Raw genomic sequence first — 18,163 nt, 5'->3', positions numbered from 1 at the left:
GCAGAAACGCGATCAATGTTTGATAAGGAACAAAAACGAAAGCGATTTGTACATTTTCAGTGTTATAAAGAACAATATCGTGATGAAAGTCACAAAATAATTAACATTTCTAGTTCCATTCCATTCACAAATGTCATTTACTATGCAACTTCATAAACAAAATCAATAATTGTGCGTTGGATTACAGATAAAATGTTTTCTAATGGATACAATTTAGAGCAATTAAGAAAATAAAAGCTCTTAAATTACTCGGTTGTTTTCGTTTTTGTTACTTCACCAATAATAAACACTCAATCTTTCTCAACATTGAGAGCGATCAAGTGTAAATAAATATTAGCATGCCATCGGAGGCGTATATGTTAAGCATTTTTAAACCAGCACCTCATATAGAGAGGCTGCCAGCTGATAAGGTAGACCCAGTCTATCGTAAGCTTCGCTGGCAGATCTTCATGGGTATTTTCTTTGGTTACGCAGCGTATTATCTCGTCCGAAAGAACTTTGCCTTAGCAATGCCATACCTTGTTGAGCAAGGGTTTTCTAAAGGTGACTTAGGTTTCGCCTTATCAGGGATTTCAATTGCTTACGGTTTTTCTAAATTTATCATGGGGTCATTCTCTGACCGCGCAAACCCACGCTATTTCTTACCCGCTGGTTTGATACTGGCCTCTGCAGTGATGCTGATCATGGGCTTCGTGCCATGGGCAACATCAAGCATCATGGTCATGTTCGTATTACTGTTCCTTTGTGGTTGGTTCCAAGGTATGGGCTGGCCTCCTTGCGGACGTACCATGGTTCACTGGTGGTCACAAAAAGAACGTGGTGGTATCGTTTCCGTATGGAACTGTGCCCACAACGTCGGTGGTGGTATTCCTCCATTGCTGTTCCTATTAGGTATGGCATGGTTTAACGACTGGAAAGCTGCGCTGTATATGCCAGCATTAGCCGCTATCCTTGTTGCCATCATTGCATTTGCGTTAATGCGCGATACCCCACAATCTTGTGGTCTTCCACCAATCGAAGAGTACAAAAACGACTATCCAACAGATTATAAAGCGTCTGATGAAGAAGAATTAACAGCGAAAGAAATCTTCATGAAATACGTTTTCCCTAACAAACTGTTATGGATGATTGCGATTGCGAACGTATTCGTATACTTACTGCGCTACGGTGTTCTTGACTGGTCACCAACTTACCTGCGTGAAGTGAAACACTTTGCAATGGATAAATCTTCATGGGCTTATTTCCTATATGAATACGCTGGTATCCCGGGCACATTATTATGTGGTTGGATGTCGGATAAAGTCTTCCGCGGTAACCGTGGTGCGACAGGTGTATTCTTCATGGTTCTCGTCACCATCGCCACTATCGTATTCTGGATGAATCCAGCGGGTAACCCGAACGTTGACATGGCTTGTATGCTGATCATCGGTTTCTTAATCTATGGTCCTGTTATGTTGATTGGATTACACGCCCTTGAACTCGCACCGAAAAAAGCAGCAGGTACAGCGGCTGGCTTTACAGGGCTATTCGGCTATCTCGGTGGTTCGGTTGCGGCGAGTGCTATCGTCGGTTATACCGTTGACTACTTCGGATGGGACGGTGGCTTCGCAGTCATGATTGGTGGTTCAGCCCTTGCTGTTGTTCTGCTGTTCATCGTGATGATTAGCGAAAGCAAACACAAACGCGAATTAGCGAACTCTCAATAAACATTTTGTTTATGAATAAACGCTAAACCCGAGGGCTATATCATCATGATATGGCCCTTTTTTTATCCAAAAAGTGCCAAGGAGATATAATCATGAACTTCCCATTAAAAACATTGGTGGCAAGTATGGTTTTAGTGATGTCAGTGTCCGCAGCCGCGCAAGGGACAAACAAGGTGGTCATTGCCCATCGTGGTGCAAGTGGTTACTTACCTGAACACACCTTACCGGCTAAAGCGATGGCGTATGCACAAGGTGCCGATTTTCTAGAACAAGATTTGGTAATGACGAAAGATAATGAGCTGGTTGTGCTACATGACCATTATCTTGACCGTGTAACGGATGTCGCTGAGCGTTTCCCTGACAGAGCGCGTAAAGATGGCCGTTATTACGCGATTGACTTCACATTACCTGAAATCAAGTCTCTGAAATTCACAGAAGGGTTCGATATTGTTGATGGTAAACAAGTACAAAGCTATCCGAACCGCTTCCCGATGGGTAAATCAGACTTTCGCGTTCATACCTTCCAAGAAGAGATTGAATTTGTTCAAGGTTTAAATAAATCCACTGGGAAAAATATTGGTATTTACCCTGAAATCAAAGCCCCTTGGTTCCATCACCAAGAAGGCAAAGATATCACCAAAAAAACGCTGGAAGTGCTAAAACAGTACGGTTATGTTGAAAAAGATTCCAACGTTTATCTGCAATGTTTCGATGCGAACGAACTAAAACGCATTAAAAATACATTGATGCCAGAAATGGGTATGAACCTGAAGCTCATTCAGTTAATCGCTTACACCGATTGGAATGAAACCGAAGAGCAAAAACCCGATGGGACTTGGGTCAATTACAATTACGATTGGATGATGAAACCGGGTGCAATGAAAGAAATTGCCACCTATGCGGATGGTATTGGCCCTGATTATCATATGCTAATCAGTGAAGAATCCACGCCAACCAATATCAAAGTCAATGGCATGGTAAAAGAAGCCCATGAAAACAACATGGCGGTTCACCCATTCACCATTCGTGTCGATAAACTGCCTAAATACGCAAAAGATGGGCAGCAGCTTTATGACATCATCTACAACCAAGCGGATGTGGATGGTGCGTTTACTGACTTCCCTGATTTAGGTGTACAGTTCTTACAAAATCAAAAATAATTTCTTTGTCTTGTAAAAACGATAATGCAGCCATTTGGCTGCATTATATAACGAGCTATAAGCTTGATAATCGTTATGCAATCGTGACGGGAAAAGCAATCACATCACTGATCCTTTCGGCATTTAACGCAATCATAATCAAACGATCGACCCCGACAGCAACCCCTGAGCAATCAGGTAAGCCATGCTCTAATGCGGCCAATAAGTGCTCATCAATCGGCTGAACCGATAAGCCCATCGCTGCACGCTTACGGTTATCTTGTTCGAAGCGTTGACGCTGTTCGCTCGCATCCGTCAATTCATGGAAACCATTCGCCAGCTCCATTCCTTTATAGTAAACCTCAAAGCGTTCTGCGACACGGTGGTCTTCGGTACTAATCACCGCTAAAGATGCCTGAGTGGCAGGAAAATGATACACAACCGCCGGTTTTTCTTTACCAATGTGTGGCTCAACCCCCATTGTAAATAGCAGCTGTAAGAGCGTATCTTTATCTTCTTCGTGATCCGCAATATTGCTTAAATCAAGGCGGGCAGCGACTTCACGCAGCTCACTTTTTTCTGCGGATAGCGGGTCAATATCTAAATGACGTAAAAAAGCTTGTTGGTAGGAAAGTAATTCCGCACTTTCGCATTCCAGCACTTGTTGTAATAAGTCATCGACTTCATTAATTAAGCGATACATATCAAAGTGTGGGCGATACCATTCCAGCATCGTAAATTCTGGGTTGTGGTGTCTACCCGCTTCTTCATTACGAAAGCTTTTACCCAGTTGATATATCGGCCCACTGCCAGCCGCAAGTAAACGTTTCATATGGTATTCAGGACTGGTCATCAGGTAAAGATTGATGCCTTGCGCAGCACCCGGGCCAACAAAACGTGTTTCAAATGGCACAAGATGGAAATCAGTCACGGTAGCCTGACTCATAGCGGGGGTTTCGACCTCTAGTACACAGCGATCAGTAAAAAAACGTCTGATTTCCGCAATAATTTTTGCGCGCTGTAACAGGTTAGCGATGGGGGCGGTTGGCTGCCAATTCGCTATATCACTCATTAAGATGACTCCAAAATAAACATAGTCGTGCAGTGTACCCACCTGTCGAACAACGCACAATGCATTCCTATGCGTAAAAGCACATTTATCTGGTGCAAAACATCGCTAGGAAATAATCTGGGTTCTTCGTACTAAAGGTGAGTAAAGATGGCATGATTATCCTCGGCTTTACTCGATTAAGCAAACCTTTGCGAATAACGGTTTTTTACATCTTAAATAAGTAGGAAGGATCATGCTAATGCCCTGGATCCTAGACGATAGAAAACATGATTATTTCTTATATTATGTGACAAAGCTGTTAATAGAAAAGTGGAACAATTCTCTTTCTCAAAGATTAAAAGAACACAAATTAAAAAATAAAGAAATGTGCTTATATAAATAGTGAAGCAAGTCGCAATTTAATATTCAATATGAATTAAAATCTTCGCAGCAAATATCAGTATTATTCTCTTAGCGCTAATAAAACCCGACCAATTTACTCGGTTTTTAATCCTATTTTTTTATGTAAAAATAATGATAATTATTTGAAATTCCTTTTTATTCACCATTAACACACTAAAAAAACGCCAATTGTAAAAACATTTTATAAAAAGATGACGCACCTCACACTTTGTGGGTAAATTCACCCAAAACCCCCCTCTATATCAAATTTATCTCTGGGACTATTCGTTATAATTCACAGCATGATAAGTCATTATTAGCTATTATATTATTTACTATTAAAAAAGAGAGATTTGACAATTTGACATTAGATTGAATTGAAAATGACCTAGCTAATTATCAAAAGTATTTAAAAGAATTTATCAATTTACACTTGAACAATGGAGAAGCGCAGTGCAAACCTTCAATGCCGATTTAGCGATTATCGGGGCCGGGGGCGCAGGCTTACGTGCAGCGATTGCTGCCGCTGAAGCAAATCCCAATATCAAGATTGCTCTGGTCTCAAAAGTATACCCAATGCGTAGCCACACCGTGGCAGCAGAGGGCGGATCAGCCGCAGTTACTCAGGCTCATGACTCCTATGACTATCATTTTAATGATACTGTCGCGGGTGGGGACTGGCTGTGTGAGCAAGACGTCGTCGATTATTTCGTCGAACATTGCCCAACAGAAATGACCCAACTCGAATTATGGGGTTGCCCGTGGAGCCGTAAACCAGATGGTTCAGTTAACGTTCGCCGCTTTGGTGGGATGAAAATTGAGCGTACATGGTTTGCAGCCGATAAAACCGGCTTCCACATGCTCCATACACTCTTCCAGACATCATTAAAATACCCTCAAATTCAACGTTTTGATGAGCATTTTGTTCTCGATATCATTGTTGATGAAGGTCAAGCTCGTGGACTCGTTGCACTCAACATGATGGAAGGTACGAAAGTTCAAATTCGTGCAAACTCTATCGTGATGGCAACGGGTGGTGCAGGCCGTGTTTATCGTTACAACACCAATGGTGGTATTGTTACGGGTGATGGTATGGGTATGGCATTCCGCCATGGCGTGCCTCTGCGTGATATGGAATTTGTGCAATATCACCCAACTGGGTTACCAGGTTCAGGTATCTTAATGACTGAAGGTTGCCGTGGTGAAGGTGGTATTCTGGTTAACAAAGATGGCTACCGTTACCTGCAAGATTACGGAATGGGCCCTGAAACACCACTGGGTAAACCAGAAAACAAATACATGGAACTCGGTCCTCGTGACAAAGTTTCTCAAGCATTCTGGCACGAATGGCGTGCAGGTCGCACCATTAGCACACACCGTGGTGATGTTGTGTATCTGGATCTTCGCCACCTTGGTGCGGAAAAACTCCATGAGCGTTTACCGTTCATTTGTGAATTAGCAAAAGCTTACGTGGGTGTTGACCCAGTAACAGACCCAATTCCTGTTCGTCCAACCGCTCACTATACTATGGGTGGTATCGAAACCGATCAACGCACTGAAACGCGCATTAAAGGCCTGTTTGCTGTGGGTGAGTGTTCTTCTGTTGGCTTACACGGTGCAAACCGTTTAGGTTCTAACTCACTGGCAGAACTGGTGGTATTTGGTCGTTTAGCGGGTGAAGAAGCGGCACGCCATGCGGCTGAAGCAACCCCTGCAAATGCCAGCGCCATTGAAGCACGTACACGCGATATCGAAAATGACCTGCAAAAACTCATGAACCAAAAAGGGAAAGAGAGCTGGTCGAAAATTCGCGATGAAATGGGTATTTCAATGGAAGAAGGTTGCGGTATCTACCGTACACCTGAATTAATGCAAAAAACCGTTGATAAGATTGCCGAACTGAAAGAGCGCTTCAAACACGTCGAAATTACCGACCATAGTAGCGTCTTTAACACTGACCTACTGTACACCATTGAATTAGGCTTTGGTCTAGATGTGGCGGAATGTATGGCTCACTCTGCAATCAATCGTAAAGAATCACGTGGTGCCCACCAACGTCTCGACGAAGGTTGTACTGAACGTGATGATGTGAATTTCCTTAAACATACTTTGGCATTCTATAACCCAGAGGGCTCCCCTCGTTTAGAATACAGTGACGTGAAAATCACGAAATCTCAGCCAGCTAAACGTGTTTACGGTGCCGAAGCTGAAGCTCAAGATAAGGCGAAGAAGGAGCAAGCTAATGGATGATATGAAACACCTAAAAATGGAGATCATGCGTTACAATCCGGAAACGGATAGTGAGCCCCATTTGGTGACGTATGATGTCCCTTACGACGAGCAAACTTCTTTGTTAGATGCGTTAGGCTATATCAAAGATAACCTCGCTCCAGACCTGTCTTACCGTTGGTCTTGTCGTATGGCGATTTGTGGTTCTTGCGGCATGATGGTTGATAAAGTGCCTAAACTGGCGTGTAAAACATTCCTGCGTGAATACCCGCAAGGTATGAAAGTTGAGCCATTAGGTAACTTCCCAATCGAACGTGACCTTGTTGTTGATATGACTCACTTTATTGAGCGTTTAGAAGCCATTAAACCGTACATCATCGGTAATGATCGTAAACCTTCTGAAGGCCCGAATAAGCAAACGCCTGCACAGATGGCCAAATACCATCAGTTCTCAGGCTGTATCAACTGTGGTCTGTGCTATGCAGCTTGCCCACAATTTGGACTGAACCCAGAGTTCATCGGCCCAGCCGCTATCACATTGGCAGAGCGCTACAATTTAGATAACCGAGACCATGGTGCGAAAGAACGCATGGCCTTATTAAACGGGGACAATGGTGTTTGGAGCTGTACGTTTGTAGGCTACTGTTCTGAAGTCTGTCCTAAGCATGTCGACCCTGCTGGCGCTATTCAGCAAGGGAAAGTTGCCAGCGCGCAAGACTTTGTTATCGCCATGCTGAAGCCACGATAAGGAGAATTGAAGTCATGACTACGAAACGTAAACCCTATGTCAGAGAAATGAAGGGCGACTGGTGGCAAAAGCTGGGTTTTTACCGCTTTTACATCATGCGTGAAAGTACCTCCGTCCTTCAGGTCTGGTTCAGTATTTTAGTCCTGTATGGGGTATTTGCGCTGAAAAGCGGTCCAGAATCATGGGCTGGTTTTGTTGGGTTCTTAAGCAACCCAATCATTCTTATCATTAATATCATTACATTGGCTGCAACATTGCTGCACACCACGACGTGGTTCAACCTTGCACCAAAAGCAGTCAGTATTATTGTGAAAGATAAGAAAATGTCTGATGAGCCTATCGTTAAAGGCTTCTGGGCTCTCACGATTGTTGTTACGGCGGCAATCTTAGCAATCGCATTGTTATTTTAATCTAAGGAGAATCTGATGAATCTAACGCCTAAACGTTCCGATGAGCCGATTTTCTGGGGATTATTTGGTGCAGGTGGTATGTGGAGCGCCGTGATTGGCCCTGCAATCATCATTCTATTAGGAATTTTAATTCCACTGGGTGTTGCACCAGAAATGCTGAGCTATGAGCGCATTATGGCATTTAGCCAAAGCTTTATCGGCCGTGTTTTCTTATTACTGATGATTATCCTGCCAGTTTGGTGTGGTATGCACCGTATCCACCACACACTGCACGATTTTAAAATCCATGTCCCAGCGACAAAATGGGTTTTCTATGGTGGGTCTGCAATCATTAGTGTTATTGCCCTGATTGGTGTATTTACCTTGTAATCACGCAATAATTTAAAAACGAACCAATACCCCATACGTGAAAACGATGGGGTATTTTTTTATGGCTAGGAAATTAAAGTTTAATCATGAAATTTAATAGAAAATAACCCTTAAACTACGCAAAAATAGATATTACCTGTTCTAAAATAGTGTTTATTTTAATTCAGACTAACCTTAGTTGTTATAAAAAATCGGCTTGTTATGATAAGTAAAGGATAATAAAAACTTAATTTATCCAATTTAAATCAATAAGTTAAACTAATCATATTTACTTAAACAAGTTAAAGACTAACCGTCTCTATTTTTATATCACTCATGGTAAGAGAAAATAAAATGAAATTTAAAGGATTATTTATTTCGCTGTTTCTTTCTGGAGTCATAATATTACCCGCCCATGCCAATTCGTTTTCCACGGGAAATGAAAGTGCTAATGAAATGCCAACCGAAAAAGATTTCTATAATGAATGTGTCAGCACAAACACCTACAGTTATTTGCCCATGGCAGGGGAAGCACAATCTTCAGTAGATAAAAAACGGGCAAAGCAACAAGCGGCGGTTGAGAAAAAATGTAAGTGTGTTGCACCACTTGAGTATAAATTGTTCTATGAGTTAGTGGGTAATGACCCTGAAGCATTCGCAAAAAGAATGCAAGCAGACCAACAATTGGCGATGCAAACGGCACAAAAAGCAGTCGATAGAAAACGCCAAATAGATAAGCAATGCTCTAAATAGTTTTCCATTGTTTAAGGTATGGCTTTGCGCTTATTTGCCATACCTTAAAGATTAAGGTTTAATCCCTTGAATTAATGCATCTAAACCAAACAAAAAAGCCTCAGTTCCATCATCATTATCCATGATTTGAAGCGCCGATTTTAATAATGGGGGCATTGCATTCTCATCCGTCGTTTCGCGTTCATTCAGGGCAGCACTATGCTCCTGCTGTTCAAGCACACTTCCCAACGTAAAGTGCCCTACTGCACTGATCGCATATAAACCCTTTTTTAATGAAAAACCGTTATCCACCATAAATTGCAGTTGCGTTTCTACTGTGGAATATTGTTCCGCGCTAGGTCGAGTCCCTAAGTGTACTTTTGCACCATCACGGTAGCTCAATAGCGCTCGACGAAAGCTTAACGCATTATTTCGCAAAAATGCCTGCCATGTTTCACCCTCTTTCGGCAACGAGCGGTCATGGTTTTGTCTTAGCATTTCAACAGATAACTCATCCAATAAAGCCCGCTTATTTTTCACATGCCAATACAGCGTTGGCTGTTCTACGCCTAGTTTTTGAGCTAGCTTTCGCGTTGTTACCCCTTCCATCCCTACTTCGTTCAGTAAGTCTAAAGCGGCTGTAATAATCGTCTCTTTATTTAATCGCGCCATGGTTGTCCCCTTATTTTCTGATTGACACTCTATCACTGATAGGGATATATTCCAACTCTATCATCGATAGAGAAATGAAAAATGAATAAATCCGCCATTACAGCTCTAACCATTACCAGCCTCGATGCCATGGGAATTGGGCTGATCATGCCTGTACTACCTGCATTATTGCGAGAATATGTGTCTGCTGAGAATTTAGCCAATCATTACGGTATATTGCTGGCAATGTATGCCATCATGCAGGTTTTTTTCGCCCCTCTATTAGGGAAATTGTCAGATAAATTGGGGCGTCGCCCGATATTATTGCTCTCTCTCGCAGGTGCCGCTGTTGATTACACCTTGCTCGCGCTCTCAAGCACATTGTGGATGTTATATTTAGGGCGATTAATTTCAGGAATTACGGGTGCAACAGGCGCAGTCGCTGCCTCCGTAATTGCAGATAATACCCAACCTCATGAACGCACGAAGTGGTTTGGGCGACTAGGCGCCGCTTTTGGTGTTGGCCTAATCGCAGGCCCCACAATTGGCGGGTTTGCAGGTGAATATTCTCCCCATTTGCCGTTTATCATTGCCGCAATCTTAAATACAGGGGCTTTTATCGGTACCTTTTTGATCTTTAAAGATAGAGAAACTCAAAGAAAACAAGAAAAACCCCATAGTGCTCCGATAATATCCACCTCATTTATACAACTCATAAAGCCAATTACACTACTAATATTCGTCTTTTTTATGGCGCAATTGATAGGCCAGATCCCCGCGACAACTTGGGTATTATTTACCGAAAATCGCTTGCAATGGGGCAGCATGGAAGTTGGGTTATCGTTGGCAGGGCTTGGTGTGATGCATGCGTTATTTCAAGCTTTCGTCGCGGGGGCAGTAGCGAAGAAATTTAGCGAAAAAACAACGATTTTACTGGGCTTCATGGTAGATGGCTGCGCATTTTTGATTTTATCACTGCTCACACAAGGCTGGATGATTTACCCAACGCTAATTCTGCTAGCCGGGGGCAGCATCGCCCTTCCTGCACTTCAAGGGCTAATGTCTACGCAAGTGAGCCAAGAAAACCAAGGTAAACTGCAAGGTATTCTTGTCAGTTTAACCAATGCCACAGGCGTTGTTGGCCCACTGTTGTTTAGCTTTATTTATGGCCAAACATTATCGTTTTGGGATGGCTGGGTGTGGTTAATTGGGGCGTTAATGTATTTATTTTTGATCATCGCTTATTTACTTTTTCAGCAAAAAGTAACCTATAGAACCAAGAAGGCCATACTTTCAATGGACTAACTTTTAACACATCGCCTTTCAATGCTATGATGCATTATTCCTACTGTTTTTTAGAACAAGACATTAAGAGACAAACCCAATGACACAACCACCTAAGAAGCCAAGAACAAAACCTGCAGAAGAACGGCTTGATGACCTGATGAATGCAGCGGAAGAGCTCTTTCTGTCTAAAGGGTTTGTCAACACAACTGTCAGTGAAATTGTGCGCTCTGCGGATGTGGCGAAAGGGACGTTTTACCACTACTTCCAGTCAAAAAATGACATCATGGAAGCCTTACGCACTCGCTATATGGATTGGTATTTAGGAAATATTGATGACGCGCTCGCCCTGCAAAAAAGTGCGGCGCATAAACTCCAGTCTTGGTGCGAAAACAGTGTCAAATATTACGTTGAAAAACAACAGGTTCATGACATGCTGTTTCATGATGAATATCACGGTCGCAGTAATGACCATGAAACGCGCGCAGTCCTGCAAATCAAAGCAATTTTAACCCTTGGCGAAAAAAACCAAGAATGGTCAGCCCTTCCTCCAGACCTTCTTGCCACCATGATTTACCACTCTATGCATGCCGCCGTGGACAACCTCGCCAATAGCCATGAATATACTCAACAAAATTTAGGCGAAATTTTGTATAAGCGATTTAGCCAACTGATTAAATAAAAAATACAGCGAGTGAATCACCCAGACGAGCTCGCGTTGTTTTAATCTCACACAAAAAAATATTTCGAACGCTGTCATATTTATTTTTAATATCAATACGATAAATAATTTTTCACTCACCCTACGAATCCCTTCCTTCAATATTAAATGCAAATGATTATTAATTAGATTGACTGATGGTCGGTCGACGATCTATGCTAACGCCATAAAATTTCTCTTTTACTTTATTGGCTAAAATTGCATGCATAAATTTACTCATCGAACCTACACGCTTTCCACCCTAAGTTTATTGGTCTGCGCCCTGATTTGCTCAAATACCGCAAATGCAAAGCCCAAAACAGACGTCTTGGTCGTTACGGCCGCAGAAAACCAAGGCCAAGAACCTATTGGCTATGCCAGTAAAACTCAATCTACTGCCACAAAAAGCTCAGCCACCTTATTGGAAACGCCGCAATTTGTTTCAGTGATTAAGCGCGAGCAGATGGATACTCTGCCTTCTGAATCAATCAGCCAAGCCTTACGCTACAGCGCGGGTGTAACCAGTGAGAAATTTGGCGCCTTTGGTGGCGGTATCGATTTTTCAAAAATTCGTGGTTTCGATGCTGATTACTACTTGGATGGATTACGGGTTATCGGCAACAGTGGGATCTGGGGGCCACAAGTCGATTCATGGACACTCAATAGTATCGAAGCCGTTCATGGACCATCATCTGCACTGTATGGTCAAGGAGGAGCTGGGGGGGTTATCAATATGCAATCACGCCGCCCAAGTGCCAATGAATCACATCAGATTCAGTTCCAAAAAGGTAATTTTGATAACAATGCCGTCAAATTTGATACCACTGGCGCCATGAATGACGATGAAACATTGCTATATCGAATGAATGGATTAGCGCTATCAACGGATTCACAAGTGAATTCCTCGAAGCAATCTCGCTACTTACTGGCCCCTTCTATCACATGGCAACCCAATGAAAAACTCAATTGGACAGTCTTAAGCCAATATCAACATGATCCACACATTGGCCACTATAATACCTTGCCTGCTCAAGCAATTGGCTTGCTACCGAACCCAAATGGAAAGCTGGATTTCACTCAAAACTACAGTGACCCCAAACATGAAAAATCCACACGTACACAGTGGTCAGTGACCTCATTAGTTGACTACCAAGTCAGCTCGTCCGTCACACTGAAACAAAATATGCGCTACTCTGATGTAGATACCCACATTAAACGAGACTTCACGCGCGGCTTCTTAGCGGGGGATCGGTTACTCACCGCGGTTTACCAAGATTCACCAAGCAAATCCAAAACCTTTGTTGCTGATAACCAACTGGTTTATAAAGTTAAAACTGGCGATATTCGCCACGAGTTACTCACTGGGTTTGATTTTCAAACTGGAAAGCTGGATAAAGACTGGTGGGGCTCGCAAACCGTCAGTTTCGATCCATGGGTGAAACCTCATCATCCTGAATTTAAACCTTACCCCGTTTCCCGCACATCAACAACCCAACGTTTTGATCGTTATGGGGTTTATCTACAAGACCAACTTAGTTGGCAACAATGGGATTTGATCCTCAGTGGACGCTATGATTGGTCTTATTTAGATACTGATAATAACCTCTCTCACACAACGCAAAAAAATGACACTTCCGCTTGGAGCCAACGCGTTGGGCTAACCTATGCTTTTGAAAATGGCTTTTCGCCATGGATCAGTTTTTCCGATAGCTTTGACCCCGTTTTAGGGACAGATGCGGATGGAAAATCCTTTATCCCAACCGAATCAAAACAAGCCGAAGTGGGGCTTAAATACCAATCGGATAACCTCATGGCAAGCGTTGCAGCGTATGAGTTAGAACAAAAAAATGTCACCACCCATAACCCGCTAAATCCAGATTACTATAATCAAACAGGGAAAATTCGCTCTCGTGGGGTTGATTTTGAAAGCCGTATGGCATTAACACCGTCAGTGAATGTCATGGTGAGCTATGCCTTTACTGATAATAAAATCACCGAAAGCCAAGACCTTTCAGTCTTAAATAAGCACCCTGTTCAAGTCCCTAAACACAGCGGCTCCGCATGGGTTGACTACCGTTTTCACTCCCCTTACCTCGAAGGCGCTTTAGTCGGCGTTGGCGTGCGTTATCTCGGCGAAACATGGGGTGACAACACCAACACATTTAAAGTACCAGCAGTCTGGCTTGGCGATATTAGTGCAAGGTACCAAATGGATGCATTAGCCCCTGAACTCACGGGTATGGAATTGGGGTTAACTGTCAGTAATGTCACCAATAAATCCTACGTTGCCAGCTGTACCAGTTCCACCTATTGCAGTATTGGCACGAATAGAACGTTACTTGCCACACTTAATTACTACTTTTAATTCAATAGGTAAGCAACTTATGGAAAGTTCTAAAAGGAATTTGATTAAGGCAGGGTTAGCAATGGCGACGTTAAGTGCAATGCCTTGCCCAGTTGTCGCAGCCGCAATGCCCAAGGTGACAGACATCCTTGGACGCACTATTGCTTACCCAGAAAATGCACAGAAAATTTATTTGGCTGACCCATCACTGATTTTTCTCTTTGCCACATTGGGAATACCCAATTTTGTGGAGAAACTTGTCGCTGTTCCCAGTAACTTTCGTACTGCTGATTTGCGTAGTTACCAACAATACTGTAAGGCGTTTCCGAAGATTGAACAATTACCCCACCTCCCCGCGATCGGCGGGGCGCAAGCTAATTTGGAAACGATTTTGGAACTCAAACCTGACATTATTTTCACGACAACGGGCACATTTTCGGGTCTACAAGCCAATGGGCTTCTCATGCTTTTACTGCGCGCTAATGTCCCTGTTATTGCCCTTGATATGAGTGTTGACCCACTCACCAATACGCCGAAAAGCATTGCGATTATGGGGAAAGTCTTTGGTTTACAAGAAAGGGCTCATCGCATCAATCGATTTATTAAAACACAACTAGATAATGTAAATACTCGCCTCGCTAATGCAAATCCTATAAGGCCCAAAGTACTCCTTGAGCGTGCAGCAGGTTTTACTGAAGAGTGTTGCTTAGCCTACGGAAACGGAAATTTTGGTCAGTTTCTCTCGTTTGCGGGTGGAGAGAATATTGCTAACCAATACATTCATGGAACATATGGTGTTCTAAACCAAGAGACGATTATTCACACCCAAGCTCAAATGGTGATTGTCACCGGCACCGATTGGAGTGGCTATAACCCGAAAGGCAATTGGGTAGGATTAGGCCCTGGTGCAGATTTACCGCTAGCAAAACAAAGGCTTAAAATTTTAATGCAACGTAATGCCTTTAAAACATTGCATGCAGTCAAACAGCAGCATGTTCATGCTATTTGGCACACTTTTTACGACAGCCCATTTGGCTTTATTGCCGCTCTAAAATTTGCGACTTGGTTACACCCTAGCATATTCCCTGATCTGGATGTTAATGCGGTTTTCAAAGATTTTACTGAACAGTTCTTACCCATCAAGTGGCAAGAAGGCTACTGGGTTTCCCTTTAAAACAGAGGCTTATGATGACCACAATTTATTCCCCTGATCCACTACGAACCCAAGTTGAAAAACAAAGCCATGGGCAACGAACCATTATTTACAGCCCTAAAGGCCAGCCGAACTATGTCTTCATCGTACCCAAGTTTGATTTACAAGACATTTCCCCCTCTTTAGGCACTGGTATCCATCCAGCTTTTATCATTCATGAGCGCCCTATTGATGCCTTTTTCTACGCCTGTTACAGCGCAAGTTTGCGAGATGATGAATTAGTTAGCCAACCCAACCAATCACCCGCATGCAATTTAGATTTAGCGCAATTTCAATCATTAGCGCAACAATCAGGTAAAGGCTGCCATATCAGTACTAACGCAGAGTGGAGTGCCATCTCAGCCTTAACTAATCAACACAATAACCTTATTCATGGCAATACGGATTACGGCCGTAATTATTTTAACCATGATGAATTTATTCCACGAATTGACGGGCTAGCGACTGGCGGTTTGCAAGGCACCCCGACAACCCCAACTAATGCACAATGGGAAAGCTGGTACCATAATCACCAACTTTCAGGGATAAGCGATTTGGTCGGTAACCTTTGGGAGTGGCAAACAGGTGCACGCCTAGTCGCGGGAGAAATTCAAATCATAAAAAATAATGATGCCGCTATTCATCTTGATGACGCATTGTTAGATTGGCGAGCTATTGATATGAGTAGTGGTGAGTTAATCCCCCCTAATAGCCCATCAAGTGCAAAATATGATTCACCAATAGCCAAACTTGATGGCAATGCTGGCACCCCGATAATCTCGACACAGATCCATCATTTTAATGGTGAGCCAACGGATTCAGGCTACCCACTGGGCCTGTTAGATAGCCCGTTTCGATTGGTTGGAACGACCGAGGGTGAACAAATTCCGACTTTATTGAAGATATTGGGTCTCGCCCCTTACAAAATTAAACAATCAGATGATCAAATCTACCTGCGTAACTATGGTGAACGTGCCTTAATGCGCGGTGGTGCGTGGTATTCACAACATAGCGCAGGCATTGATGCATTTTGCCTTAGCCATACTCGATTGCATAAAAGTACCACAGTCGGTGCCCGAACTGCATGGGTCTTGTAGCGGTTTTGTTACTCTAAAAAATAGTGCGCATCCCCTCATTCAGCTCATTGAACGAGGGGATGAATGGAGAAAAAGCTAAGTATGAGCGTGCTTTGGTAGTAAATAGGAAATAAAATACGATAACCCACAAACAGCGATAAATGCCCCAACGTAAGCTAAGTGATATTGGCTAAGGTAACTGACAATTAAAGGCGTGATCCCTCCAAGAGAAGCTGAAGCGCCATTATAACCAATGCCTAAAATTGCCGCCTGCCCATTTGACTTACTGATGAGCACTGCTGATAAATTACACAATATCATTGCTGAATAAACAGACATTAGTAGTTGAGCTATTAGTACGAGTAATAAGTTATTCGTTTGCAATATGAGATAAAGCGGTGCAGAACAGAAAACCATTAATATGACGCCAATATTAAAAACCTGCTTAGCTGAGCTGTATTTATCCGTTAGCCAACCACATATTAACATGAGGAGTAAAAGTAAACTTGACGATAAAATTGCGTAATAGTTTTTTATTTCTTCAATCTTTAATTGCTCTATTATCAATGATGTTGATAGGTTTTGAGAATAAAATGTAACAGTTCCAGGAATTGTGAATAAAAACACCCAAAACACATTCTTCCAATTAATTGATTGTTTATCTTTAGAAATCACTTGATAATTTGGAAGATTAAACCTAAACCAAAAACTCATTAAGATATTTGCAACCCCTATGAATAAGGGAATTCGCCAACCTATTGATTGCATCATATCTTCATTCAGCGTATTTTTTAACACCAAAATAATGCCTAAAGAAGCAATAACACCAAGCAAAGAACTACCGACAATAATAGACGAAACTCTTGCTTGCTCTCTAATATGTGCATCTTTAAATAAGTAGGTAATTAAAGACGGATACTCCCCTGCAAAACTAAATGACAAAGCGAGTTGTAATATTAATATAGCAACTGGTGTATAGTTACCTAATAGTTCAATAGGTAATATAGCCATCATTAATGTTGCAATGCCTGTAATTAAGCTTGTTAATATTAAGGCAGGTTTTTTCCCAACCGTATCTGCATAGCGCCCTATAATATATCCGCCTAAAGGCCGTATTAAAAAACGCAGTGCAAATATCCCCCAAACCATTTCTGTCGCTTGCTCATAACCTAACTTTGTTAGCTCAGCGCTCAAATAAGTTGATATTGCAGCAAAAACAGCAATATCATAGTATTCGAGTGCATTACCTGCGACGGCACCAAACCTGAATTTCCATTTCATCTTTTTATCCTTATCATCCCTAAGATTTCATACATCAGCTATCTTATACATTGAAAATTAAGGATAATTGACTAAATTTTCTAAGCAGGCGAGTGTAATTCCATTTTCTTTTAATGCACTAAATAAGCCACTTGAAGAAGCATGAGGGCAAGAAAGTTTCTCTTTAATCCTTTGAATTCGTTTGTGTTCACACACCTCTGAACATCCCTGCACATAGCTAATTTCTTTTACTTTACAATGAGATAGCAGCATTCTTATTGTAATAATTTCTTTTCGAGTAAAGCGAATATTTCCAAAACGCATATACTGGTGAATATCTAAAATTTCACTTTCTAAGTCATTAATATTGTTCTTACCTTCTATTGGTATATCTAAACGACTTCTTAATGGTAAATAATTTTCATCACTTTGTTTCCATACTCCGTGAGTATAATCAGAAATAATAGGTCGGCATTTATATATTGCCATTATATCTTTTATCGATAACTTTCGTTTAGAATTAATTGACGTAATTTCATATACACTTCCATATTTAGCACAAAAATCCACTTTTAGTTTACACTTATCTGTTCTTAATAAGGTGTTCATATATTCTTTTGAGTAGTTACTCCAATACTGTATCCCTGTCGATAGCCGCTCACCAATCACTTTATCCAAATCCGCATCCCAATACATCAAAACCCAATCATAATTACTCGATGCAGTATAAACCTGCCTATTTAAAATATCTACTTTTGAAAAAGACAAGTCAATATCATTCCAATCAAAATAATTAGAAAAAGTATTTTTTAAACCTGAACATGTTTTTTCCAAGAGTTCACTCTTAACATCCATAATAATTCCTTTTAATATAATTAAATGTTAATAAAA

The 18,163-nt window shown here is 41.9% G+C and carries 16 protein-coding genes; 12 read left to right on the top strand and 4 right to left on the bottom strand.

Translation table 11 applies throughout. The annotated features are described in order from the left end of the window. Positions 1-356: 356 nt before the first annotated feature. Positions 357-1,706, top strand: coding sequence for a glycerol-3-phosphate transporter (gene glpT, locus AC4IFT_RS08165; protein ID WP_490736369.1), 1,350 nt, complete (start codon positions 357-359; stop codon positions 1,704-1,706). A 92-nt stretch (positions 1,707-1,798) separates the two neighbouring features. After that, on the top strand, positions 1,799-2,866 hold the full coding sequence (glpQ, locus tag AC4IFT_RS08160) for a glycerophosphodiester phosphodiesterase (RefSeq protein WP_490751051.1): 1,068 nt from the start codon (positions 1,799-1,801) through the stop codon (positions 2,864-2,866). A gap of 73 nt (positions 2,867-2,939) precedes the next feature. Here the strand turns inward: glpQ and epmA are convergent, their stop codons facing one another. Continuing rightward, positions 2,940-3,917 carry an elongation factor P--(R)-beta-lysine ligase gene (epmA, locus tag AC4IFT_RS08155; RefSeq protein WP_275076498.1) on the bottom strand — a complete coding sequence of 326 codons (978 nt, stop codon included), beginning with the start codon at positions 3,915-3,917 and terminating at the stop codon, positions 2,940-2,942. A gap of 834 nt (positions 3,918-4,751) precedes the next feature. On the opposite strand from epmA, the gene frdA reads away from it, so the two are divergent. The 5 genes from frdA (at position 4,752) to AC4IFT_RS08130 (ending at position 8,786) form a co-directional block, all read left to right on the top strand. Then, positions 4,752-6,548, top strand: coding sequence for a fumarate reductase (quinol) flavoprotein subunit (frdA, locus tag AC4IFT_RS08150; protein WP_219244639.1), 1,797 nt, complete (start codon positions 4,752-4,754; stop codon positions 6,546-6,548). Further along, complete coding sequence (locus AC4IFT_RS08145; protein WP_490751050.1) at positions 6,541-7,275, top strand: succinate dehydrogenase/fumarate reductase iron-sulfur subunit; 735 nt, start codon at positions 6,541-6,543, stop codon at positions 7,273-7,275. The genes frdA and AC4IFT_RS08145 overlap by 8 nt, the downstream gene beginning before the upstream one ends. A 14-nt stretch (positions 7,276-7,289) precedes the next feature. Further along, positions 7,290-7,685: a fumarate reductase subunit FrdC gene (frdC, locus tag AC4IFT_RS08140; RefSeq protein ID WP_004258617.1), complete on the top strand. Its 396-nt coding sequence runs from the start codon at positions 7,290-7,292 to the stop codon at positions 7,683-7,685. Positions 7,686-7,700: 15 nt separating this feature from the next. Next, positions 7,701-8,054 (top strand): fumarate reductase subunit FrdD, encoded by a 354-nt coding sequence (gene frdD / locus AC4IFT_RS08135; protein WP_206083482.1) that lies wholly within the window; start codon positions 7,701-7,703, stop codon positions 8,052-8,054. 333 nt (positions 8,055-8,387) lie between these two features. After that, positions 8,388-8,786, top strand: coding sequence for a hypothetical protein (locus AC4IFT_RS08130; protein ID WP_206083481.1), 399 nt, complete (start codon positions 8,388-8,390; stop codon positions 8,784-8,786). Between the two features lie 51 nt (positions 8,787-8,837). Here AC4IFT_RS08130 and tetR read toward each other — a convergent pair whose 3' ends face one another. Beyond that, positions 8,838-9,437, bottom strand: a complete 600-nt coding sequence (gene tetR / locus AC4IFT_RS08125) for a tetracycline resistance transcriptional repressor TetR (RefSeq protein WP_404461382.1) — start codon at positions 9,435-9,437, stop codon at positions 8,838-8,840. 81 nt (positions 9,438-9,518) lie between these two features. On the opposite strand from tetR, the gene tet reads away from it, so the two are divergent. The 5 genes from tet to AC4IFT_RS08100 all read left to right on the top strand — a co-directional run bounded on the left by tet (position 9,519) and on the right by AC4IFT_RS08100 (position 16,033). Continuing rightward, entirely contained in the window at positions 9,519-10,721 is a 1,203-nt protein-coding gene (gene tet / locus AC4IFT_RS08120) for a Tet(A)/Tet(B)/Tet(C) family tetracycline efflux MFS transporter (RefSeq protein WP_490751049.1), read from the top strand. A gap of 79 nt (positions 10,722-10,800) precedes the next feature. Further along, positions 10,801-11,382 (top strand): TetR/AcrR family transcriptional regulator, encoded by a 582-nt coding sequence (locus AC4IFT_RS08115; RefSeq protein ID WP_206083478.1) that lies wholly within the window; start codon positions 10,801-10,803, stop codon positions 11,380-11,382. 241 nt (positions 11,383-11,623) lie between these two features. Then, positions 11,624-13,765 (top strand): TonB-dependent siderophore receptor, encoded by a 2,142-nt coding sequence (locus tag AC4IFT_RS08110; RefSeq protein ID WP_490751048.1) that lies wholly within the window; start codon positions 11,624-11,626, stop codon positions 13,763-13,765. Positions 13,766-13,784: 19 nt separating this feature from the next. Beyond that, positions 13,785-14,918 carry an ABC transporter substrate-binding protein gene (locus AC4IFT_RS08105; protein ID WP_490751047.1) on the top strand — a complete coding sequence of 378 codons (1,134 nt, stop codon included), beginning with the start codon at positions 13,785-13,787 and terminating at the stop codon, positions 14,916-14,918. Between the two features lie 11 nt (positions 14,919-14,929). Continuing rightward, positions 14,930-16,033: a hypothetical protein gene (locus tag AC4IFT_RS08100; RefSeq protein ID WP_490751046.1), complete on the top strand. Its 1,104-nt coding sequence runs from the start codon at positions 14,930-14,932 to the stop codon at positions 16,031-16,033. Positions 16,034-16,108: 75 nt separating this feature from the next. On the opposite strand, the gene AC4IFT_RS08095 is transcribed toward AC4IFT_RS08100, so the two are convergent. Together AC4IFT_RS08095 and AC4IFT_RS08090 are read right to left on the bottom strand one after the other, a co-directional pair. Continuing rightward, a complete protein-coding gene (locus tag AC4IFT_RS08095) occupies positions 16,109-17,293 on the bottom strand; it encodes an MFS transporter (protein WP_490751045.1) in 1,185 nt (394 codons plus the stop codon). A gap of 57 nt (positions 17,294-17,350) precedes the next feature. Next, on the bottom strand, positions 17,351-18,127 hold the full coding sequence (locus AC4IFT_RS08090) for a hypothetical protein (RefSeq protein WP_490751044.1): 777 nt from the start codon (positions 18,125-18,127) through the stop codon (positions 17,351-17,353). Positions 18,128-18,163 lie beyond the last annotated feature (36 nt).

It is taken from the genome of Providencia sp. UF-183 (assembly GCF_058246155.1).
This window is presented reverse-complemented; position numbering and strand designations above follow the sequence as displayed.